This is a genomic window from Bacillus sp. FSL W8-0645, assembly GCF_038007905.1.
GTDB classification, from domain to species: Bacteria; Bacillota; Bacilli; order Bacillales; family Bacillaceae; genus Bacillus; species Bacillus pumilus.
Genome location: NZ_JBBOYC010000001.1, coordinates 336337 through 356162 on the forward strand (window position 1 = coordinate 336337; position 19826 = coordinate 356162).

Annotated in this window: 22 protein-coding genes and 1 pseudogene; 13 read left to right on the forward strand and 10 right to left on the reverse strand. The window is 42.2% G+C overall.

What is annotated here, in order from left to right; translation table 11 throughout:
- Nucleotides 1–28 precede the first annotated feature (28 nt).
- The 3 genes from NST39_RS01815 to NST39_RS01825 all read left to right on the forward strand — a co-directional run bounded on the left by NST39_RS01815 (nucleotide 29) and on the right by NST39_RS01825 (nucleotide 3558).
- Nucleotides 29–976, forward strand: coding sequence for a dihydrodipicolinate synthase family protein (locus tag NST39_RS01815; RefSeq protein WP_341026667.1), 948 nt, complete (start codon nucleotides 29–31; stop codon nucleotides 974–976).
- A gap of 77 nt (nucleotides 977–1053) precedes the next feature.
- A complete protein-coding gene (locus tag NST39_RS01820; protein WP_003213988.1) occupies nucleotides 1054–2061 on the forward strand; it encodes a LacI family DNA-binding transcriptional regulator in 1008 nt (335 codons plus the stop codon).
- Between the two features lie 120 nt (nucleotides 2062–2181).
- Complete coding sequence (locus tag NST39_RS01825; RefSeq protein WP_113768516.1) at nucleotides 2182–3558, forward strand: MFS transporter; 1377 nt, start codon at nucleotides 2182–2184, stop codon at nucleotides 3556–3558.
- Between the two features lie 83 nt (nucleotides 3559–3641).
- On the opposite strand, the gene NST39_RS01830 is transcribed toward NST39_RS01825, so the two are convergent.
- A complete protein-coding gene (locus NST39_RS01830; protein WP_341026670.1) occupies nucleotides 3642–3854 on the reverse strand; it encodes a hypothetical protein in 213 nt (70 codons plus the stop codon).
- A 117-nt stretch (nucleotides 3855–3971) separates the two neighbouring features.
- On the opposite strand from NST39_RS01830, the gene NST39_RS01835 reads away from it, so the two are divergent.
- Entirely contained in the window at nucleotides 3972–4877 is a 906-nt protein-coding gene (locus NST39_RS01835; protein WP_268453468.1) for a LysR family transcriptional regulator, read from the forward strand.
- Between the two features lie 45 nt (nucleotides 4878–4922).
- Here NST39_RS01835 and NST39_RS01840 read toward each other — a convergent pair whose 3' ends face one another.
- A complete protein-coding gene (locus tag NST39_RS01840) occupies nucleotides 4923–5708 on the reverse strand; it encodes a carbon-nitrogen family hydrolase (protein WP_113768519.1) in 786 nt (261 codons plus the stop codon).
- Between the two features lie 235 nt (nucleotides 5709–5943).
- Here NST39_RS01840 and NST39_RS01845 point away from each other — a divergent pair, with 235 nt between their 5' ends.
- Nucleotides 5944–6900, forward strand: a complete 957-nt coding sequence (locus NST39_RS01845; protein ID WP_341026673.1) for an acetylxylan esterase — start codon at nucleotides 5944–5946, stop codon at nucleotides 6898–6900.
- A gap of 35 nt (nucleotides 6901–6935) precedes the next feature.
- Here the strand turns inward: NST39_RS01845 and NST39_RS01850 are convergent, their stop codons facing one another.
- On the reverse strand, nucleotides 6936–7250 hold the full coding sequence (locus NST39_RS01850; RefSeq protein ID WP_113768521.1) for a hypothetical protein: 315 nt from the start codon (nucleotides 7248–7250) through the stop codon (nucleotides 6936–6938).
- A 60-nt stretch (nucleotides 7251–7310) separates the two neighbouring features.
- Here NST39_RS01850 and NST39_RS01855 point away from each other — a divergent pair, with 60 nt between their 5' ends.
- From NST39_RS01855 to NST39_RS01875, 5 genes are all read left to right on the forward strand, one after another.
- Nucleotides 7311–8114, forward strand: a complete 804-nt coding sequence (locus NST39_RS01855; RefSeq protein WP_283924136.1) for a nucleotidyltransferase domain-containing protein — start codon at nucleotides 7311–7313, stop codon at nucleotides 8112–8114.
- Between the two features lie 160 nt (nucleotides 8115–8274).
- Complete coding sequence (locus NST39_RS01860) at nucleotides 8275–9192, forward strand: proline dehydrogenase family protein (protein WP_113768523.1); 918 nt, start codon at nucleotides 8275–8277, stop codon at nucleotides 9190–9192.
- Nucleotides 9193–9215: 23 nt separating this feature from the next.
- Nucleotides 9216–10763, forward strand: coding sequence for an L-glutamate gamma-semialdehyde dehydrogenase (gene pruA, locus NST39_RS01865; protein WP_341026678.1), 1548 nt, complete (start codon nucleotides 9216–9218; stop codon nucleotides 10761–10763).
- Nucleotides 10764–10889: 126 nt separating this feature from the next.
- A complete protein-coding gene (locus tag NST39_RS01870) occupies nucleotides 10890–12122 on the forward strand; it encodes a PucR family transcriptional regulator (RefSeq protein ID WP_113768525.1) in 1233 nt (410 codons plus the stop codon).
- A 113-nt stretch (nucleotides 12123–12235) separates the two neighbouring features.
- Nucleotides 12236–13534 (forward strand): arsenic transporter, encoded by a 1299-nt coding sequence (locus tag NST39_RS01875; RefSeq protein WP_065098769.1) that lies wholly within the window; start codon nucleotides 12236–12238, stop codon nucleotides 13532–13534.
- A 46-nt stretch (nucleotides 13535–13580) separates the two neighbouring features.
- Here NST39_RS01875 and NST39_RS01880 read toward each other — a convergent pair whose 3' ends face one another.
- On the reverse strand, nucleotides 13581–14258 hold the full coding sequence (locus tag NST39_RS01880; protein ID WP_044140463.1) for an amino acid ABC transporter permease: 678 nt from the start codon (nucleotides 14256–14258) through the stop codon (nucleotides 13581–13583).
- A 12-nt stretch (nucleotides 14259–14270) separates the two neighbouring features.
- Complete coding sequence (locus NST39_RS01885) at nucleotides 14271–15143, reverse strand: transporter substrate-binding domain-containing protein (protein ID WP_003214277.1); 873 nt, start codon at nucleotides 15141–15143, stop codon at nucleotides 14271–14273.
- Between the two features lie 180 nt (nucleotides 15144–15323).
- Between NST39_RS01885 and NST39_RS01890 the strand changes: the two genes are divergently transcribed.
- Complete coding sequence (locus NST39_RS01890) at nucleotides 15324–15647, forward strand: YckD family protein (protein WP_044140620.1); 324 nt, start codon at nucleotides 15324–15326, stop codon at nucleotides 15645–15647.
- A gap of 55 nt (nucleotides 15648–15702) precedes the next feature.
- Here NST39_RS01890 and NST39_RS01895 read toward each other — a convergent pair whose 3' ends face one another.
- Nucleotides 15703–16467, reverse strand: coding sequence for an MBL fold metallo-hydrolase (locus NST39_RS01895; protein WP_044140464.1), 765 nt, complete (start codon nucleotides 16465–16467; stop codon nucleotides 15703–15705).
- A 115-nt stretch (nucleotides 16468–16582) separates the two neighbouring features.
- Here NST39_RS01895 and NST39_RS01900 point away from each other — a divergent pair, with 115 nt between their 5' ends.
- Both NST39_RS01900 and NST39_RS01905 read left to right on the forward strand, forming a co-directional pair.
- Complete coding sequence (locus NST39_RS01900; protein ID WP_044140465.1) at nucleotides 16583–16999, forward strand: Lrp/AsnC family transcriptional regulator; 417 nt, start codon at nucleotides 16583–16585, stop codon at nucleotides 16997–16999.
- Nucleotides 17000–17027: 28 nt separating this feature from the next.
- Nucleotides 17028–17834 carry an aminoglycoside N(3)-acetyltransferase gene (locus NST39_RS01905; RefSeq protein ID WP_340960292.1) on the forward strand — a complete coding sequence of 269 codons (807 nt, stop codon included), beginning with the start codon at nucleotides 17028–17030 and terminating at the stop codon, nucleotides 17832–17834.
- A gap of 1 nt (nucleotide 17835) precedes the next feature.
- On the opposite strand, the gene NST39_RS01910 is transcribed toward NST39_RS01905, so the two are convergent.
- The 4 genes and pseudogenes from NST39_RS01910 to NST39_RS01925 form a co-directional block, all read right to left on the reverse strand.
- On the reverse strand, nucleotides 17836–18222 hold the full coding sequence (locus NST39_RS01910) for a competence protein ComJ (protein ID WP_126741565.1): 387 nt from the start codon (nucleotides 18220–18222) through the stop codon (nucleotides 17836–17838).
- 120 nt (nucleotides 18223–18342) lie between these two features.
- Nucleotides 18343–18852 (reverse strand): annotated as a pseudogene (locus tag NST39_RS01915) (methyl-accepting chemotaxis protein); the annotation flags it as partial.
- On the reverse strand, nucleotides 18771–18983 hold the full coding sequence (locus NST39_RS01920; protein WP_341026682.1) for a hypothetical protein: 213 nt from the start codon (nucleotides 18981–18983) through the stop codon (nucleotides 18771–18773). The gene NST39_RS01920 and the pseudogene NST39_RS01915, both read right to left, overlap by 82 nt.
- A gap of 165 nt (nucleotides 18984–19148) precedes the next feature.
- Nucleotides 19149–19577 carry a NucA/NucB deoxyribonuclease domain-containing protein gene (locus NST39_RS01925; RefSeq protein WP_044140469.1) on the reverse strand — a complete coding sequence of 143 codons (429 nt, stop codon included), beginning with the start codon at nucleotides 19575–19577 and terminating at the stop codon, nucleotides 19149–19151.
- Nucleotides 19578–19826: the final 249 nt, after the last annotated feature.

Here is a 19826-nt window from a genome sequence, read left to right on the forward strand (position 1 = left end):
CTATAACCGAATGGAGAGGAATTTGTTTATGAAAAATAAAGAAAAATGGAGCGGTGTATTCCCGGCTGTCTTAATTCCTTTTAAAGATGACTATTCAATTGATGAACCTGCTTTTCGTAAGCTTGTCCGTTGGGTGGCGGACCACAAAGGGATTAACGGGATCGTTGTCAATGGACATACTGGCGAGATTATGACCTTACTGCCACATGAACGAGCTGAGGCTGTGCGCATTGCAGCCGACGAATTAAAAGGGGAAGTACCTGTCATTTCTGGGGTTTCTGCTGAAGGGACAATTGAAGCAATCCAGCATGCAAAAGCCGTTGAAGAAGCTGGTGGTGAAGGTATACTTCTCATGCCGCCACATTCATGGCTAAGATTCGGTATGCAGCCTGAATCACCTGTCCAATTCTTTAAAGATGTTGCAGAAGCGATTGATATTTCAATCATTGTCCATCAATATCCAACATGGACAAAAACCTCATATACAACCAGTCAATTACTAGAAATGTCGGAAATTGAGAATGTTGTTTCGTTTAAAATTGGTCAAAGAGACATGGCACAATACGAGGTCGATGTACGGGCATTGAAAAAACATGCACCAGATGTATCGTTACTCACATGTCATGATGAATATTTATTGCCAACATTGGTTCAAGGCATTGATGGAGCACTTGTAGGTTTCGGCTGTTTCGTGCCAGATTTGATCGCTGAACTTGTGAAATGTGTGGAAGAAAAAGACCTTGTAGCGGCCAATAAAGTTTACGATAGAATATTCGAATTAAAGCATGCTGTGTATAAAATGGATGAACCTTCATCTACTTCTCATCTGCGCATGAAGGAAGCGATGTATCAGCGAGGTTTGATCAGTAGTTCGCTTGCTAGGAAGCCGGTACTACCTTTAACTGATGAGGAGAAAGAAGAAATTCGTCAGGGCCTTCAAAGTGTTGGTTTGTTTAAGGAAAACGTCGGTAGATAACAGACCATTGATTTCATGATGAAGGTGAGTCAGGTTATAATAGTGTATAAAACAACAGACTCCCGGAGGTATGAAATGTGTCAGTAAGTATTAAAGATGTCGCATTGAAAGCTGGAGTGTCTATCGCCTCTGTTTCCAGAGTATTAAGTGGTAAACCAGGAGTAGGTGCTCAAACGGCTGAAAGAATCAAACAAGTGATTGATGAGTTAGGCTATCGCCCTAATTTAGGAGCTAGAGGGCTCGTTAAAAGAAAGACTGGCAATATAGCTGTCGTGGTTCCGCGTGGTTCATATATTTTGAATAATCCATTTTTTTCGACGATTTTAGATGGTATTGCGAAGGAATTAGATGAAACTGAATTCAATATGTTGATGTCATTTACATCTATACAGCAGCAGCGATTACTTGAAACACAGGCTGTAGATGGTGCCATTTTATTTTCTCCAAGAAATGAAGAATTGAGTATGGATTGGTTAAAAAGTTTAGCTATTCCCATTATTGTTGTTGGAAGTTACTTAGAGGATTCTCCTTTCCCATGTGTCAGGCCAGATGATGAAGAAGGTGTGTGTCAATCCGTAACGGCCTTATTTGAGAAAGGTCATCGAACCATTGGGCTGGTCAATGGTCCAATGAGTTCGATGCATAGTGTGAGGTACTACAAGGGATATGAGCGCACACTTAAAAATTTAGGGTTAACAATGAACAAAGAACTTGTGTTTGAGTTAGATGAATTTGATGGGGGAAAAGTAGTAGAAGTGGTTTCTCAATTTCTCCAAGGAAACCAGCACATGACTGGAGTTGTTTGCTCTTCAGATTTTTTGGCGATGGGGGTCATGAAAGCTGCAGATCACGCAAATGTGTCCATACCTCATGACTTGTCAGTCGTTGGTGCCGATGATGTGCCCATTGCAAGTTTTCTAACCCCTTCTTTATCTTCAGTTCATGTAGATTTAGTTGGAATGGGGAGAAAAGCTGTTTCTTTATTAACACAGGTATTAGAAGGAGAACAGTTAGAGGCGATGGAACATATCTTCCCTATGTACTACATAGATCGGGGCACCACGGGAACGCCAAAAAAGAAATGATAGATGCTGAAAACTCGTATGAACGCTTTAGAATGTCTCTTGATTTGAAATGTAAGCGATTTCTTTAGCGCTCTTCGGCATGTACTTTTGCATCATTTCCTCTAATAAGGAGGAGATATCATGACGTTAGAAGTCAGCGGAAATTCAAATTCTCATGATGGGCAAGTTGTTGATAGAGCTTCACAACTATTGACGAGAATGGAAAGTGTACCTTTTTCTAGATGGCATTTAAAGCCTCGTATCATTATGGGATCTGCCACCTTTTTTGATGCTTTTGATGCTCTGTCTTTAGCGTTTGTTCTCCCAGTTCTCATCGGCATGTGGAGTTTATCACCTGCTCAAATTGGTCTTCTTATTGGGTCTGGTTATATAGGACAAGCGATTGGTGCCATTTTCTTTGGATGGTTAGCAGAAAGGCGTGGCCGTGTTTTTAGTGCAAAGTGGACTATACTCCTCATGTCCGTCATGAGTATTGCATGTGTGTTTTCAGGTAATTTTATGGCACTGTTTATTTTTCGTTTTATACAAGGGATTGGGGTAGGAGGAGAGGTGCCGGTAGCGGCTTCATATATCAATGAGCTGTCCCGGGCTCAAGGGAGAGGCAGATTTTTTATGCTTTATGAGATGATTTTTCCTTTAGGTTTAATGATCTCAGCTCAAATCGGCGCATTTGTTGTACCTAGCTTTGGGTGGAAGTGGATGTTTTTGATTGGAGGCATTGGAGGTTTAATCGTCTTTGTATTCTTTTTTATGTTACGTGAATCTCCAAGGTGGCTTATTTCGAAAGGCAGGTTAGATGAGGCCGAAAGAATTATTGAAGAAATTGAAGCTAGTACCGACAAACGAATGCCTGTAGCAAAGCAAGTATTTAGCAGTACTGAAAAGGGCGACTGGAAAGAGCTTTTTTCAACTTTCTACCGTAAAAGAACACTGATTGTATGGGGACTATGGTTTTCTGCCTACTTTGTATCAAATGGTTTAAATAACTGGTTACCAAGTCTTTATAATACGGTTTACAATTTGCCAGTTGGAGATTCATTAAGGGCAGCCTCTCTCACAAATATTTTACAGACCATAGGGGTATTCGCTTGTGCATTTTTAATTGATAAAGTAGGACGAAAGCGCTGGGCAACCATTGCATTTATCGTAACAGGTGCTTTATTAACTGCTTTATGGATCAGCGGAGCGAGTTCTCCAGAAAGTGTGATATATTTAGGGTCCGCTGCTTACGGAATGATGGGGACGATTACAGTTCTTCTCTATCTATATACACCTGAAATTTATCCAACACGTATGAGGGTGATTGGAACGGCATTTGCTACAGCATGGCTTAGGCTGGCCTCAGCGATCGCTCCTATTATGATAGGCTTTATTTTAGAGGTAAGCGGTGTTTCAACTATTTTTATTCTTTTTGCAAGTGTGACTGTAGTGGGAGCAATTCTTGCTTTTAAAATGATCGAAACGCGCGAGAAAGTATTAGAGGATATTGCACCGTGATTTACGCACGCAGTGAAGAACTTATTCTAAAGAGGGTAGGTTCTTTTTTTATTCAGAGGATCTATGTACAATTTTTAAAATGCCTAATCTATGCCGATTCCTTTAGAAATGATGTCTGAAAAGGAAAAAACGGTATGTCCAGCTCCGCAACCGATATCAAGTAAATACTCGTGACCCTTCGTATTTGCTGCCGCTTTTATCCATTCCAACTCTTCTCCGGCTGCAAATATAGGTGAATCGCGATAGTTCTCAGCATTTTGTGAGAATTGGTTTTCGGCTTTCGTATATGGATACATTTCTTCTCCCCCTTTTATTGTCTCTTTATCGTAGAATTCCTTTTGTTATTTGTCTAAGACATAAAAGATATGACTTGAATAGTTAAAACCTATGAGGTGATGAAAGTGGATATACGGATGATGGAATATGTCATGGAAGTGTACCGGCAGAAAAGTTTTACAAAAGCAGCGGATCAGCTTCACATTGCACAGCCTTCTTTAAGCCAACAAATAAAGAAGCTGGAAGAGGAATTAGACACCCCCCTATTTATTCGAAAGTATGGACAAGTCACACCCACACCTCAAGGGATTCGGTTCATTAAAAGGGCTGAGAACATTTTGAAGGAAAGAGATGATTTGCTGCGTGAAATGGGAGAAGCAGCTTATGAGGTGGGGAAAGAGCTGAACGTTGGAGCGCCAGCCGTCACAGGGGGATATGTCTTACCCGGTTTATTAAAAACCTTTTGTCAAACGTATCCTCATGTTCACGTTCAACTAATAGAAGAATCACCTCGTGAGCTAGAAAAACTTCTATTGGCTGGTCAGCTGGATTTGGCTATTTTATCTATGCCGGTCGAGCATGAATCATTGAAAACGAAACACATGCTGACAGAGCCGCTTCTTCTTGCAGTTCCGCCATCTGCTCAACCTTGGTTACAGGCGGAATTGAACGATATCATCAATCAAGCAGATCAGAAAGGGACTGTTCCGTTTCGCCTTCTGGAAGATGCCGCATTTATTATGCTGAAAGAGGGATATGGCTTTCGGCAAGTGGTCACAGAACTCTGTCATCATCATAGTTTTCAGCCGAAGATAACCTTTGAAACAAGTCATATTCAAACAGCGCAGGCATTGGTCAAAAATGGGCTAGGTGTGACAGTTGTGCCGAAAATGGTGGCACAAGAGGAAAGGAACGAAGTCGCTTATTTGAAAATTGATTCAAGTCCAACCCGCACACTTGTGTTTGCATATGTGGAAGAAAGGTATTTAACGAAAGCCGCTCAAGCCCTAATGGACCTTTATCAAAATCAAGAAAAAGCTTAAACAAACGTTTAATTAAATGCAAAAAGCAGGGGAGCACCCTGCTTTTTAATAAATATCCAGCCGCTGATCTGTCATCACAGGAATCTGCTGTCTCACTTCATCCACTAGCTCAAGATCAATGTCCGCATAATAAATATCTTCCTCATGGTTTGTTTCAAGTAAAATACGGCCAAGTGGATCAATCACCATGGAGTGGCCAGGGAATTCAGTGTCTCTACTTGTGCCTGTTCTGTTAACAGCAATCATAAATGACTGATTTTCAATTGCTCTTGCGATGAGCAAGCTGCGCCAATGATCCACTCTTGCTGAAGGCCATTGCGCCGTATTGATAAGCACCTTCGCCCCTTTGTTGACAAGTGTTCTGGAAAGCTGCGGAAAGCGAAGGTCATAGCAGATCATGGCCCCGATCTTCACATCCTCATCATAGTCAAATAAACCAAGCTGATCACCAGCGGTTAAATAGTTGTGCTCATCCATTAAGCGGAATAAATGAATTTTATCATAATCGACTAAAAGCTCACCTTGGCGGTTAAAGACATACATCGTGTTGGTGATGTTGTCACTTTCTGAGCGCTTGTTCAATACACTTCCTGCAATGAGAACTACTTGGTGCTTACGGGCAAAGGAAGAGAAAAGCTGTTTTGTGCGTTCACCATTTACATCTGCAAGCTGATCGGCTTGTTCAAGAGCGTAACCGGTATTCCACATTTCGGGTAAAATGATCAGATCGGGCTGCTCGCTGATCGCTTCTTCTAAAAATGCTTCTGCTTTTTGAAAGTTCACATCAGGTTCTCCAATTTGTACGTCCATCTGGACAAGGGCGATTTTCATACAGGTTCCTCCTTTATTCGATGATTGCAAATATGAAATCCATGAATGGATCGATCGATTTTTTTGTCTGAGAATCTCTAGTTTTCAAGCCAGTTTCTTTATCATAAAGGTTTCAAACTTCTTTGCCAATAGAAATGTCAGAAGGTTTTGTCTTTTGTGTAGAAAATGGCTTTCTTCGTCAAGAAAACAGTGATATGATACACACAACTAATAAAACAAAGGGGGATAGTAGGATATGCAATTGTTTGATTTACCATTAGATGAGCTAAAAAAGTATAAACCGAAGAAAACAGCACGTCCTGATTTCTCAGACTTTTGGAAGGCATCGCTTGAAGAACTGAACCAAGTGGAGGCAGAGCCAGCACTTGAACCTTATGATTATCCAGTAAAGGGAGTGAAGGTGTACCGCCTGACGTATCAAAGCTTTGGTCATTCTCGAATTGAAGGCTGGTATGCAGTACCAGATCAAACAGGTCCACATCCAGCACTCGTTCATTTTCATGGCTATAATGCCAGCTATGACGGCGGCATTCATGACATCGTCAACTGGGCACTGCATGGCTATGCGACATTTGGTATGCTCGTCCGCGGTCAAGGCGGCAGTGAAGATAAGACAGTGACACCAGGTGCGCAGGCTTTGGGGTGGATGACAAAAGGCATTTTATCGAAAGAGACCTACTATTATCGGGGTGTTTATTTAGATGCGGTTCGAGCGCTCGCCGTGATTCAGTCCTTCCCGGAAGTGGATGAACACCGGGTCGGCGTGGTGGGCGGGAGCCAGGATGGTGCATTAGCGGTTGCAGCTGCAGCACTTTCAGACATTCCGAAGGTCGTCGTGGCAGATTATCCGTACTTATCGAATTTTGAACGTGCAGTAGATGTGGCATTGGAGCAGCCTTATTTAGAAATCAATTCATACTTTCGCAGAAACAGCGATCCAGAAGCGGAAAAAAAGGTATTTGAGACGTTAAGCTATTTTGATTTGATCAATTTAGCCGGATGGGTGAAACAGCCCACATTGATGGCCATCGGTTTGATCGATCAAATCACCCCGCCATCTACTGTGTTTGCGGTATATAACCATTTAGAAACAGATAAAGATTTAAAGGTGTATCGCTACTTTGGACACGAGTACATCCCGGCTTTTCAAACAGAGAAGCTTGCCTTCTTACAAAAGCATTTAACGAATTAACAGAACAAAGAGGCCTCTCTAGGAGGGCCTCTTTTTTAATAGCTCGTATTCTGTCTCGTTTTTTCATCATGCACTAACGCGGTGATAATCAGGGCAAGGGCAGTGATGATATGAAGAATGAATCCGAGAATCGGAATCCATGCAAGGCAGGATGTGACAATTCCAATGATGCTTCCAATCATTGGTCCCTGGTCTCGCCTCGATAAGACGAGTGTGATAATATGCAGAATAAGCATGACCATAAGCGGTGAATAGCCATTGCTGATAACGAATAGACCTCCGATCACAGGGATGGCAAGGCAAGCTTCAAAAATCCCAGTGATCCATTTCATAATGCGAGATATAGACATCAGATCCAACTCCTTTTTCATATATGTCTTATTCGTATTTTCCCAAAACGTGAAGAAGTCATGCAGAATTCTATAGAAAGAGTTGATGGACGCTTGAGAGAGAGTATTAAGGAAGAGCTGAAAATCATCGAAGAAACGTATGACGTAAAGATTTGTCTTGCCGTCGAATCAGGCAGTAGGGCATGGGGATTTCCCTCGACCGATAGTGATTATGATGTTCGTTTTTTATATGTTCCCCGGAAAGAATGGTATTGGGCGATGGCAGAGCATCGTGATGTCATTGAACGACCGATTGATGACGTGCTTGATATCAGCGGCTGGGAGCTTAGAAAGGCACTTCGCTTATTCAATAAATCAAATCCATCCATTATGGAATGGCTGTCTTCTGATATTATCTATGCTGAATCTTTCTCTTTGGCAAAGCAGCTAAGAGAATTAAAGGATCGAGCGTTTTACCCTGCGGCTTTGATGTATCATTACCTCAATATGGCGAAGCGGAATGAGAGCCGGCATTTACGAGGAGAGCAGGTGCAAATCAAGAAGTATTTCTATGTGCTTCGTCCGCTTCTTGCCTGTCAGTGGATTGAACGTTACCGAACAGTTCCACCAATGGACTTTCATGAATTGCTCAAGGAGCTAGTGGAGGAAGGCCCGCTTTTAGCAGAAATTCACGAACTGCTCAAACGTAAAATGGATGGAGAAGAAATGAATGTAGAGAACCGTCTCGCTCATGTCCATCCATTTATTGATAAAGAACTGGCGCGTTTTGATGAATTGGTGAAAAGCTACAATCAGCCGAAAGACAATCTGATACAAGAATTAAATGAGCTGCTGCAGTCTACCCTTGATGAGGTGTGGGCGTAGGAGGGAAGAGCCAGCCGGATAGCGGCAGGCTCTTTTTTTTCTCTTATTGTGATAAAACCACAAAAAAAGTCAGAATTTTTGTCATCTTCAAATATTGTAGCGGACAGCTTATGAGCCTTACAATAAAGACATAGCTTACAAAGAGTGGGAGGTGCCCTTTATGGAGTCGGTCACAAGAAATTTCTTCTTGTTTTTGTCAAAAAGCAGTCTCTTGAACCATATTGCTCGTAATTGGGGAAGTGCTGTTGCATCTAAGAAAATCATCGGTGGGAAAGATTTTGAGAGCGCTATCTCTGTCATTAAACGATTAAATGATCAAGGAATGGCTGTAACAGTCGATCACCTTGGTGAGTTTGTCACAAAGGCAGAGATTGCAAATGAGCGGACGGATGAGTGTATTCAAACCATTCAGCGGATTGCTGAGGCGGGACTCAATTCCCACGTGTCACTCAAAATGACATCACTCGGCCTGGATATTGACGATGACCTTGTGTATCGCAATATGAAACGTATTTTAGATACGGCAGAAAAACACCGTATCATGGTGACAATCGATATGGAGGATGAACAGCGCTGTCAAAAAACGCTGGACATTTTTAAAGAGATGAAATCTCAATATGAGTATGTCAGTACGGTCCTGCAGGCGTATTTGTACAGAACAGAAAAGGATCTTGATGACCTCAATGAGCTGCAACCATTTTTACGACTTGTAAAGGGTGCCTATAAGGAATCCGCCGAAGTGGCGTATCCAAACAAAAAAGATGTTGATCAGAATTACAAGAAACTGATCGAAAAGCAATTACTCACAGGGAACTATACAGCCATTGCGACACATGACGATCATATGATCGAGTTTACGAAAAATATTGTGAAAAAACACAATATACCGACAAGTCAGTTCGAATTTCAAATGCTGTATGGCATGAGGTCAGAAACGCAGCAGGCACTTGTGAAAGAGGGCTATCAAATGAGGGTCTATACCCCATATGGACGAGAGTGGTATGGCTACTACATGAGACGTCTTGCAGAACGGCCGGCAAACATTGCCTTTGCTTTAAAAGGGATGACGAGAAAATAATTTGAAACGGGAGCGTGACAAAAATGACAACACCTTACAAACATGAACCATTCACGGATTTTAGCCAGGAAGAAAATCGTAAAGCGTTTGAACAAGCATTAGCAAAGGTAACAGAATCACTGGGTCAAACCTATCCGCTCGTGATTAATGGAGAAAGAATCGAAACGAAAGATCAAATTGTCTCGATCAATCCAGCGAAAAAGGATGAAGTTGTTGGAACCGTATCAAAGGCCGGAAAAGAAGAGGCAGAACAAGCGGTTCAGGCTGCGGCGAAAGCATTTGAAACTTGGCGCTATACGTCTCCAGAAGAAAGAGCCAGCGTCATCTTCCGTGCTGCGGCAAGCATTCGCCGTAAAAAGCATGAGTATTCAGCCCTTCTTGTCAAAGAAGCAGGTAAGCCTTGGAATGAAGCGGACGCAGATACAGCAGAAGCGATCGACTTCCTTGAATATTATGCTCGTCAAATGCTGGAGCTGGCGAAAGGCAAACCAGTGAACAGCCGCGAAGGGGAACACAATCAATACGTATACACACCAACTGGCGTGACGCTCGTCATTCCGCCGTGGAACTTCTTGTTTGCCATTATGGCAGGAACAACAGTAGCACCAATCGTTACAGGGAACACAGTTGTCTTAAAACCTGCAAGTGCAACTCCTGTCATTGCGGCACGTTTTGTGGAAGAGCTTGAGCAAGCAGGTCTTCCAAAGGGTGTGGTGAACTTTGTACCAGGAAGCGGAGCAGAGGTTGGAGATTACTTAGTCGATCACCCGAAAACAAGCCTGATTACATTCACTGGCTCAAGAGAAGTAGGGACACGTATCTTTGAACGCGCGGCAAAAGTACAGCCAGGTCAGCAGCATTTAAAGCGTGTCATTGCTGAAATGGGTGGTAAGGATACAGTGGTTGTAGATGAGGATGCAGACGTCGAATTAGCGGCTAATGCCATTTTCACATCAGCCTTCGGTTTTTCAGGTCAGAAATGTTCAGCTGGATCTCGGGCTGTCGTCCACGAGAAGCTGTATGACCAAGTGATCGAGCGAGTGAAGGAAATCACAGAAACGAAAACAATAGCGAACCCTCTTTCTGCGGATGTCTACATGGGACCTGTCATTGATCAAGCGTCCTTTGACAAGATCACGGATTATATCGAGGTGGGCAAACAGGAAGGCCGCTTAGTCACTGGCGGAACGAGTGATGATTCAGAAGGATACTTCATTCACCCAACCATTTTTGCAGATCTTGAGCCAACATCTCGCTTGATGCAAGAAGAAATCTTTGGACCTGTCTTGGCCTTCTCGAAAGTATCTAGCTTTGATGAGGCACTTGAAGTAGCCAACAACACGGAATATGGTTTGACAGGTGCTGTCATTACCAATAATCGTGATCATATCAACCGTGCGAAGCAGGAGTTCCATGTAGGGAACCTCTACTTTAACCGTAACTGCACAGGAGCCATCGTAGGATATCACCCATTCGGCGGATTCAAAATGTCAGGAACCGATTCAAAAGCAGGTGGTCCAGATTACCTAGCTCTACACATGCAGGCAAAAACGATTAGTGAAATGTTTTAAGTTGGAAAAGCATGAACCTGTGCACACGGGTTCATGCTTTTTTTTGCTTGTCTACGACTTGTTTCTATGCAAATCTGTCCGGAAAGAAGTATGATAAATGTATTACTTAATCAGGGAGCAATCGGGATGGAAGAGATATTAGAAAAGCTTCATACATTTTTTGATGTCGATAAGTTAATTGCATTTATTAGCGGGTATTTAAAAAAACCAGTCATTTTAGAAAGCACAGAGTGTCAGCTCCTTGCTTATAATTCTTACAGCATTCAGCAGTTTGACCCAGTCAATCAGCAAACGATTTTCTCAAAAGAATGTCCGGGGTCTGTAGTCGATTGGTTAAAGAAAACAGGGGTCATCAAGCGGCTTCACAAGGAGTCAAAGCCTTTTTATGTGAGCGGTCATGACGAGCTCGGGTTTAATCGGCGGGTGGCTGTGAGCGCCAAGCATAAACAAGAGGTTGTCGGCTTTATTTGGGTGCAGGACATTGAAGATTCTCTCTCTCAGGAGGAGCTGCAATTTTTGCATGAAGCTTCCTTTCAAGTGGGAAAAGTGATTTATAAGAATAAGAAACAGCTGGAGAAAAAGGAAGGCAAGATTGAAGAATTTTTCAAAAAGGTCATGGATGATCATTTTTATACAGAAGAAGAACTGAAGTGGGAGGCTGAGAATTTAAGCATCCCGCTGCCAGCCGTATTTACTGTCATGGTCGTACACGCTGCCGATAACAAAAGTGAGACGGCAGAAGATGTGAAGGATGTCATTCGAACGTATTTGCAGCTAGAAGATAAGGTGAATCACGTATACTCCGTTCAAGCCGACATTGTCGTCATATTGGGCAGCTTGTCAGACCGGCACTCACCGAAAGCGACTGCGGCTGACGTCATCGCTCATCTGCAATCGAAAGCGCATGCCCATCCTTCTCCATTGTATATTGGGATGGGAAGAGAGTATCGAGATGTCATGAAAATGAGCACAAGTCGATTTGAAGCGATAGAGGTCGTGAAGGCTGTGAAAATTGTGGGGGGACAAGAGCTGATTCCATATGATTACGAGAATCTTGGGGTTTTCCGCTTCTTAGACTCGATTTACAGCCATCAAAAAAAGAAAAATGACTTCAATCCAGATTTGTTACGTTTGAAGGAAAAAGACCGAGACAGCCAAACCTCATTTTTAAAAACGCTTGAAGTCTATTTATTGAATAACTGCAAGCTAAAGCCAGCCGCAGAGCAGTTGTTTATTCATCAAAATACATTAAACTATCGAATGAAACAAATCTTTGATATGACCTCAATCGATTTAAGTCACTTCAGCCAGCGATGTGAGTTATTTATTGAATTGATGCTGATGAAAAAAGATCAATAGTCATCGAATCCGCAGGTGCCCGGGATCACCTGCGGGTTTTCATGTGAAAATGGCATACAACGGCCGTGTTTCGTTGTATGATAGATAAGGATTTTATGAAAGGGGGGCCACCTTTGGGAGCAGTCACCTTGGCCATTTTGATTTTCATCCTGACCCTCGTCCTTGTCATTTGGCAACCAGGACGTTTAACCATTGGATGGTCAGCATGTGGAGGCGCCATTCTTGCACTTGCCTTTGGTGTCGTTCATCTGGGCGATGTGTGGGAAGTGACGCAAATAGTATGGAACGCAACATTTGCGTTTATTGGCATCATTATTATTTCGTTAATTTTAGATGAAATCGGTTTTTTCGAATGGGCTGCACTGCATATGGCAAAAGCCGCAAAAGGGAACGGTGTCCGCATGTTTATTTATTTAACATTGCTCGGCGCTGTCGTGGCTGCTTTTTTTGCGAATGATGGAGCGGCACTGATTTTGACCCCGATCGTCTTGTCTGTGGTGAGAGCGTTAAAGCTGGATGAGCGGATGATCCTGCCTTTTGTGATGGCGAGCGGCTTTATTGCAGATACAACCTCCTTGCCATTTGTCATTAGTAACTTGGTCAATATCGTATCAGCCGACTATTTTCATATTGGGTTTCTTGAATATACAGCAAACATGTTCGTGCCAAACCTTGTGTCACTTGGAGCAAGCATGTTAGTGCTTTATGTGTTTTACCGAAAGCTTATCCCAAAAACATACGATGTATCACAGGCGAAGGAACCGGCATCAGCTATCCGGGATATCCGCATGTTCCGCTTGTCTTGGTACGTGCTTGGCTGTCTGCTTGTCGGTTATTTTGCAGGGGAACTCATTGGGGTTCCGGTCTCCATCATTGTGGGCGGTATTGCTCTTGTCTTCTTGTGGCTGGCAAGAAGAAGTCCCCAAGTGGCGACAAAACGTGTCGTAAAAGAAGCACCGTGGTCCATTGTCTTTTTCTCAATCGGCATGTATGTCGTCGTATATGGACTGAAGAATGTCGGTCTCACAGAAATATTGGCGGCATGGATCGAACAAGGAGCATCGCATGGCTTGCTTGCGGGAACGATGTTTATGGGTGTGCTTGCCGCAGTGCTGTCCTCTGTCATGAACAATCTGCCTACTGTGTTAATTGATGCGATTGCGATCGGTCATACAGATACAGCAGGCGTCATGAGAGACGGATTGATTTATGCCAATGTCATCGGCTCTAACCTTGGTCCGAAAATGACCCCTATCGGTTCATTGGCGACATTGCTGTGGCTTCATGTTCTTAAGAAAAAGGGCGTCCATATCTCTTGGGGTGCATACATGAAAGCCGGAATCATCCTGACCATCCCAACCTTGATCCTTACTTTATTGGGGTTATATGCGTGGTTATGGCTCATACATTAAAGCTGAATATAAAAAAGAGCAGGTCGCTTGGATCTGCTCTTTTTTGTTACAGATATTTTGCATAGCGTTTTTCTAAAAAGTCCTGAAGTAATGAGACTACGCTGCAAATGCCCCAGTAAATGAGGGCGACCAAAATATACATGGTCATATAATCGAATTCGCGCCCACCTACGATCTTTGCTTGCTGGAATAGCTCGGGGACAGTAATCATTGCAGCCAGTGAGGAGGCTTTGATTAAATCGAGCATGACATTGGTCAATGGCGGCAGTGCGATGCGGACGGATTGAGGCAAAATGACACCGCGCATCGTTTGCCAATAGCTGAGACCTAGTGACTTGGCAGCTTCCACCTGTCCACTTGGAACAGATGAGAGGGCCGCCCGATTGATTTCTGCAATATAGGCAGCGCTATTGAAGCTGAATCCAATAATGGCAGCAGTGACCGCTGTAAACTCAATGCCGATATAAGGAAATCCAAAATAAAGAATAAACAAAATCACCAGAATGGGCACGCCACGCATGAATGAGATATACAGCCGTGCAGGCAGCCAAAGCATCCACGTATTCGCCATTCTGGCAAGCGCAATAAAAAAGCCAAGAATGGTGCCAAAAAACATGCTCACAAAGGAAATGAGCAGCGTCAGCCAGATGCCTTTCATGACAAATGGAAATGACGCCTTTGCCAGTGCAGGATTAAATATATATTCTAAATGAATATCTCCCACGCTTGCGGCTCCTTATTTAGAAATGTCGACATCTTCGACATCAGCATCTATTTTCTTTGAGACGTCTGCATGATTAAAGAATTTTTCGGAAATCTTTTTCATGGTTCCGTCTTTTTTCATTTCTTTTAAGACACGATTTAATTCTTTTTGAAGCTCTGTGTTGTCCTTCTTCATCACAAAACCTTGTTCGTTTGGCATGTATTTTAAGTCAGGGTGAATCGTAATATTTAATTTCGGGAATGCAGCTAGAGCTAGTGTCTGCAAGTAATAATCATTTAGAATGACATCTGTACGACCGTTAGCGACATCCTTTAAGTATTGCTCGTTTGTCGCATTATCATAAATGACTTCCTTCGCACCGTACTTGCGAGCGACATCCATATAAATCGTTGTGGCAGCACCAGCTGCTTTCTTTCCTTTTAAATCTTTTAACGTTTTAATGCCAGACAAATCATCTTTTCTTACGATCGCTGTGCCATAAGAATATTTATAAGGAGTTGAAAAGGCGAACTTATCTTTTCTGTCATCTGTGATGTCAATGTCATTTGCAGCGGCATCCACTTGACCAGAATTAATGGCGCTCAGCATGCCATCATAGCCCATTTCTTTAAATTCTACTTTCACATCCAGGCGTTTAAATGCTTCTTTGACCACTTCCACTTCATAACCAGTCAATTGATCCTTGCCATTAGCGGTATCATGATATGACGTTGGATAAAGGGTGCCTGAAGTAGCAACCACGATTTTCCCTTTCTTTTGAATCTCATCCCACTTTGAATCTCCAGACTGAGAAGAGCCTGATTGACTGCAAGCAGACAAGACAAGTATGAAAGCAGACACAACAAGCATTACCCAGATCGATTTTCTATGATAAAAACGACTCATTTAAGAATCCTCCTCTATTTTTTATACAAAACAAAACATAGCACGCTTTTTCTGTTAGGACAACGTTTTCAGAAGAAAAGCGAAAAAGTAAGAATATTATGTGCAATTTGCAACGTGAGATAATGTATAAAAAAGGAAAGTGTGTACAAAATAAATGCGAATAAAGGAGGGAAGAAAATGATGAAAAAAATAAGTGGCTTGATCATATTATCGGTGATGCTGTTGTCTGGTTTTTATATGGAAACAGCTCATGGAGAAACACCCCAAATGGAAAAGCGTCCAGTAACGCATCAAGTAAAACTAACGACAGAACAACAAAAACAAATTGAAACGCTTGAGCAGCAAATTCTTTCTAAACGAAAAGAAGTGATTGAGAAGTACGTCCAATATGGTGTGTTAACAAAGGAACAAGGTACACATATTACGAAACGAATGGATGAACATTACAATCATTTGAAAAACAACGGATTTGTGCCATTGCTGAAAAAACCACAGCACCATTGACCATAAGGATGAAACCGGCAGCGAGGTGCCGGTTTTTTATTGTTTATCAATCTATTCAGAAGGAGAGACTTTCACCATCTTTAGGGACAAAAATGGCTTGTGCTGCTTGATGCTCTTGAATGTAAGCTTGTAAAGAGGCTCTTGTTAGTAAGCAATGATTCACTGCCTCAAGGTGAGTAGCGACAATTTGTGCTGTTGGGTGAGAACGGTGAACGTCTAAAATGTCTTCCTTCGTCATCGTAATTGGATCGCCTTCTAAAAATTGAGCAGCTCCGCTATTGACCACAATGACATCTGGCTTGCAAGTATTGATAACCTCCTTCGGCTCATCACACCAAATGGTATCACCTGCAATGTAAAGGGTAGGTTCATCAGGGTGAAAGAAAACAAAACCGCTGACCTGTCCCATCCGCTTTGCAATTTCTCCTGTCCCATGCTGTCCACCTGTCCGCTGAATATGAACACCATAAATGTCTATTTCATCTTCAATGCATGTGACATGCTGGAAACCGGCCTCTTCAACTTCTTTTTTGTCATTATCCGATTGCGTATAAATGGGTTGGTCTTGGGCTAATTTTTGTTTCGCCTCGTCATCAAAGTGATCCACGTGCAAATGAGTGAGTAAGACAGCATCTGGGTGTAGCATGTTGTCTAAGTCAATGTTTACAGGCAGATCAACAATCGGATTGTTCAAATGTTGATTGGCTGTATGAGGAAACGGTGGATATGTTCCTTTTGCTGCTAAAAAGGGATCAATGAAGAAAGTTGCCTGACCATATTCAAGGTAGAAAGTAGCATTCCGAATGAGCGTGATTTTCATGAAAAGGCCTCCTTTTTTTCTGATTAAGTTTACAGTATATTAAAAGAGTTCCATGTGACAGAGGGTTGTGAAAGTCTTTCATCAGAAGGACTTGATTTTTGAAAGAGGTGAGCCAATGTTAGACCAAACCGATATGGATATTTTAAAAGAGCTCTCAAAAAACAGTCGATTAACTATGAAAGCGCTAGGTGAAAAAGTTCATTTAACGGGTCAAGCTGTTGCAAATCGTGTGTTAAAGCTTGAAGAAGAGGGTGTGATTGAAGCATATACCATTTCGATTGACTGGCGGACGCAAAAGACCATCCAAACATTTATGCAGCTCTATACCCGCAGTCATCATCACGAACCGCTTCTGTCCTTTCTCGACCGACAGGAAGAGATCAAGAATTTATTTAAAATAAGTGGTGAAGGCTGCTATATGGCTGAAGGCCATTTCTTCAGTCATGATGAACTGGATCTGTTTTTAACGGAGCTGACAAATTACGCAAATTATAAACTGTCTATTGCGGTTAAGCGTCTCATTCATCAGTAAGAAAAGAGACGCAGGAGGAAAAAGAACGATGAAAAAATTAATCGAAAATCAAGCTGAACCGGTGACAAAGGAAAAAATCAAAGCAGACTTGGTTCAACTTGGTGTGAAAAAAGGCATGATTTTATGTGTTCACTCATCCTTATCATCTATCGGCTGGGTAAACGGAGGCGCTGTTGCCCTCATACAAGCATTGATGGAAACCTTAACAGAAGAGGGGACACTGATCATGCCGGCACAAACGTTAGAGATTTCTGATCCCGCTGATTGGATCGATCCGCCTGTTCCTTTTTCATGGTGGAAATCGATCAAAGACACGATGCCTGCATTTGATCCAGCTTACTCGATGCCAACAGCAATGGGAAAGGTAGCGGAAACGTTTTGGAAATACCCGGGCGTGGCGAGAAGCAATCATCCTCATTTTTCATTCACGGCCTGGGGGAAAAAGAAACATGAGCTTCTGAAACACCACGCACTTTCTTTTGGATTAGGGGAACATTCGCCTCTAGCCCGCATGTATGATCTTCAGGCTCAGGTGTTGCTGATTGGTACGTCTTTTGAAAGTCTGACAGCTTTCCATCTGGCTGAATATCGCATTCCTCAGCAAGACCTCATGACAAGAGGAGCTCCCATCTTAGAAAATGGATGGAGGGTATGGAAAGAGTACCAAGATATTATCACAAGAGAAGAACTATTTGAGCAGATCGGCCGTGACTTTCTTCTATCAGGAGGCACTCATCATCACGGTCAAATCGGGCTTGCCAGTTCATATTTATTACCGGTGAGAGAATCGGTAGACTTTGCGGAAAAGTGGCTTGATTTGTACGATCAGTCGTGACCTACACCGTTTGGAAATTCATATGATAAAGGTCTTGATCAGGCTGCTGAGAAGTATAGCAGGTGAGCTGATAATCTCCCTTTGGAATAGGGAAAGACAGCACCTGAGCCATGACGCTTGTGATATAAACTTGATCGCTTGCATGCGTAAAAGGCACTGTGACCGTTCTATCAGCCGAAGATGGGGGCATATTGCTATTTAAAGTTACGGTAACAGATGCTTTTCCGTTGTTGACCCCTTCAAAGGATACACCGTGATCTCCCATGGCGAATCCTTGAAGAATGTCATCATCTGACCAGTCAATCACAGGTGGTGTTTTGCTTCCGGTGTATACGGTGATTTGGTGATAGGAGATAGATAGAGAATAGGCTTGGTTTAAGTTATTCATTTAAAAAACTCCTTTATACATAGATTTTCGTTGGAATGTAAATGGTTGAAAGAGTGATTCTTGAAGAGAATGTTAGGCAGCAAGACGATTGTCGCCGTCTTGCGCTTCTATATAAGGAATCTAGATGTGAAATTGTGAAACCATTGCTTTTAAATCTCCTGCTAAATGAGCAAGAGCTTCTGATGAAGCAGTTACTTCTTCCGTTGCGGCAAATTGTTCTTCTGTTAAACCGGCTACTTGCTGTGAATGTTCACTCGTTTGTTTAACCCCTTCTGTAATAGTGGCAAAGGATCGTTTCGCATCGTTTGTATAAGCTGCGATTTTTTGTGATGCACTAGATAAATGCTTGATGCCATCCGCCATTTCTCTCATTGACTGTTGAATATCAATAAATGATTCTTCTTTATGAGAAATAAGTACAGTCCCTAGAGCCGCTTCCTCTCTTACTCGTTTGATCGCATTTGTTGAATGAGTCATCTCTTTTTGGATTTCAGAAATGAGATGGGAAATCAAATTTGATGATGCTTGTGATTCCTCAGCGAGCTTTCTCACTTCGTCTGCGACAACCGCAAATCCTTTCCCATGCTCGCCTGCTCGTGCTGCTTCAATTGCTGCGTTTTGAGCAAGTAGGCATAGCCTAGCTTTACATCACTTTTTGCTTTTTCAGTGGCCATGTGCTTGATGTTTTCTGTCATTTTACGATTCACCATATAACCAACAATTGCTGAAAAGATGATGATGACACTTAAAAAGATCAACAAAATTTTGGCACCAAGCCTCAGTTTCCCCTTTTTCTTTATGCTTTTTGACTCCTTTAGGTATAAGGTAGGATAAACCTCCTTAAGGATTATCGGCATGAAAAAAATGTTTGAAATACCTGAATGCAGTTACGAGGAAATTTTTTTAGATAGAAAAGGGAAATGGCGTTAATCGATGATAAATTGTATTCTTGTGCCGTCAGGATCATCCGATAATTGATGACCAACCCATGAGCCTGCTCCTCTATTATCTGAAGGATTAATATATTTGACTGAAGCTCCTGTTCCTCCTTCCTTACACATCGCCATCGGCCATTCGTCCCGATCATACCCGCGCTTTGTTGGGATGCCATGAAGTGATTGTTCTCTTTGTTCATCGCTATGTTTACGGTCAATCGTACATACGGATGAATGGCCTTCATCAATGGCCTCTTCTATGTGCTTAGCGGTTTCGGGGTAACGATCTGATGGGAAGTGAATCGTTTTGTCATAAGATGAATTCGTCGTCTCTTGTTTACTTTGCTCCAGCTGAATATAGCCTGTTGCTACACCAACGACGATCAGTAAAAGCAAGAGAATGATTTTAAGAAGTTTCATAGATGCTAGCTCTCTTTCTTGTTTGCGTATTTTGTAAACAGAAGTATAGCAGAATTACTTACCAATTTCTCCTGGTTTTGAAAAAACGCCTTTTAAAGTTCGAAAAACGGTTTTTATCCGTTCTCTCGCTTTTCACATTTGTAAAAATTCATAAAAATTTTAATTTTTCAGTTCATAAAAAGATTATGCTTTATCAAAATGGCTTTATCACTGCTTTTTGGGCTAATTTCAAGAATTTAACACACAGAA

What these genes read in the sequence shown, in the direction of transcription:
- NST39_RS01900 (WP_044140465.1), top strand. Translation starts at nt 16,583, where the DNA reads ATGTTAGACCAAACCGATATGGATATTTTAAAAGAGCTCTCAAAAAAC.
- NST39_RS01840 (WP_113768519.1), bottom strand. Translation starts at nt 5,708, where the DNA reads ATGAAAATCGCCCTTGTCCAGATGGACGTACAAATTGGAGAACCTGAT.
- pruA (WP_341026678.1), top strand. Translation starts at nt 9,216, where the DNA reads ATGACAACACCTTACAAACATGAACCATTCACGGATTTTAGCCAGGAA.
- NST39_RS01905 (WP_340960292.1), top strand. Translation starts at nt 17,028, where the DNA reads ATGAAAAAATTAATCGAAAATCAAGCTGAACCGGTGACAAAGGAAAAA.
- NST39_RS01850 (WP_113768521.1), bottom strand. Translation starts at nt 7,250, where the DNA reads ATGTCTATATCTCGCATTATGAAATGGATCACTGGGATTTTTGAAGCT.
- NST39_RS01815 (WP_341026667.1), top strand. Translation starts at nt 29, where the DNA reads ATGAAAAATAAAGAAAAATGGAGCGGTGTATTCCCGGCTGTCTTAATT.
- NST39_RS01890 (WP_044140620.1), top strand. Translation starts at nt 15,324, where the DNA reads ATGAAAAAAATAAGTGGCTTGATCATATTATCGGTGATGCTGTTGTCT.
- NST39_RS01835 (WP_268453468.1), top strand. Translation starts at nt 3,972, where the DNA reads ATGATGGAATATGTCATGGAAGTGTACCGGCAGAAAAGTTTTACAAAA.
- NST39_RS01860 (WP_113768523.1), top strand. Translation starts at nt 8,275, where the DNA reads ATGGAGTCGGTCACAAGAAATTTCTTCTTGTTTTTGTCAAAAAGCAGT.
- NST39_RS01830 (WP_341026670.1), bottom strand. Translation starts at nt 3,854, where the DNA reads ATGTATCCATATACGAAAGCCGAAAACCAATTCTCACAAAATGCTGAG.
- NST39_RS01855 (WP_283924136.1), top strand. Translation starts at nt 7,311, where the DNA reads ATGCAGAATTCTATAGAAAGAGTTGATGGACGCTTGAGAGAGAGTATT.
- NST39_RS01825 (WP_113768516.1), top strand. Translation starts at nt 2,182, where the DNA reads ATGACGTTAGAAGTCAGCGGAAATTCAAATTCTCATGATGGGCAAGTT.
- NST39_RS01895 (WP_044140464.1), bottom strand. Translation starts at nt 16,467, where the DNA reads ATGAAAATCACGCTCATTCGGAATGCTACTTTCTACCTTGAATATGGT.
- NST39_RS01870 (WP_113768525.1), top strand. Translation starts at nt 10,890, where the DNA reads ATGGAAGAGATATTAGAAAAGCTTCATACATTTTTTGATGTCGATAAG.
- NST39_RS01845 (WP_341026673.1), top strand. Translation starts at nt 5,944, where the DNA reads ATGCAATTGTTTGATTTACCATTAGATGAGCTAAAAAAGTATAAACCG.
- NST39_RS01925 (WP_044140469.1), bottom strand. Translation starts at nt 19,577, where the DNA reads ATGAAACTTCTTAAAATCATTCTCTTGCTTTTACTGATCGTCGTTGGT.
- NST39_RS01885 (WP_003214277.1), bottom strand. Translation starts at nt 15,143, where the DNA reads ATGAGTCGTTTTTATCATAGAAAATCGATCTGGGTAATGCTTGTTGTG.
- NST39_RS01910 (WP_126741565.1), bottom strand. Translation starts at nt 18,222, where the DNA reads ATGAATAACTTAAACCAAGCCTATTCTCTATCTATCTCCTATCACCAA.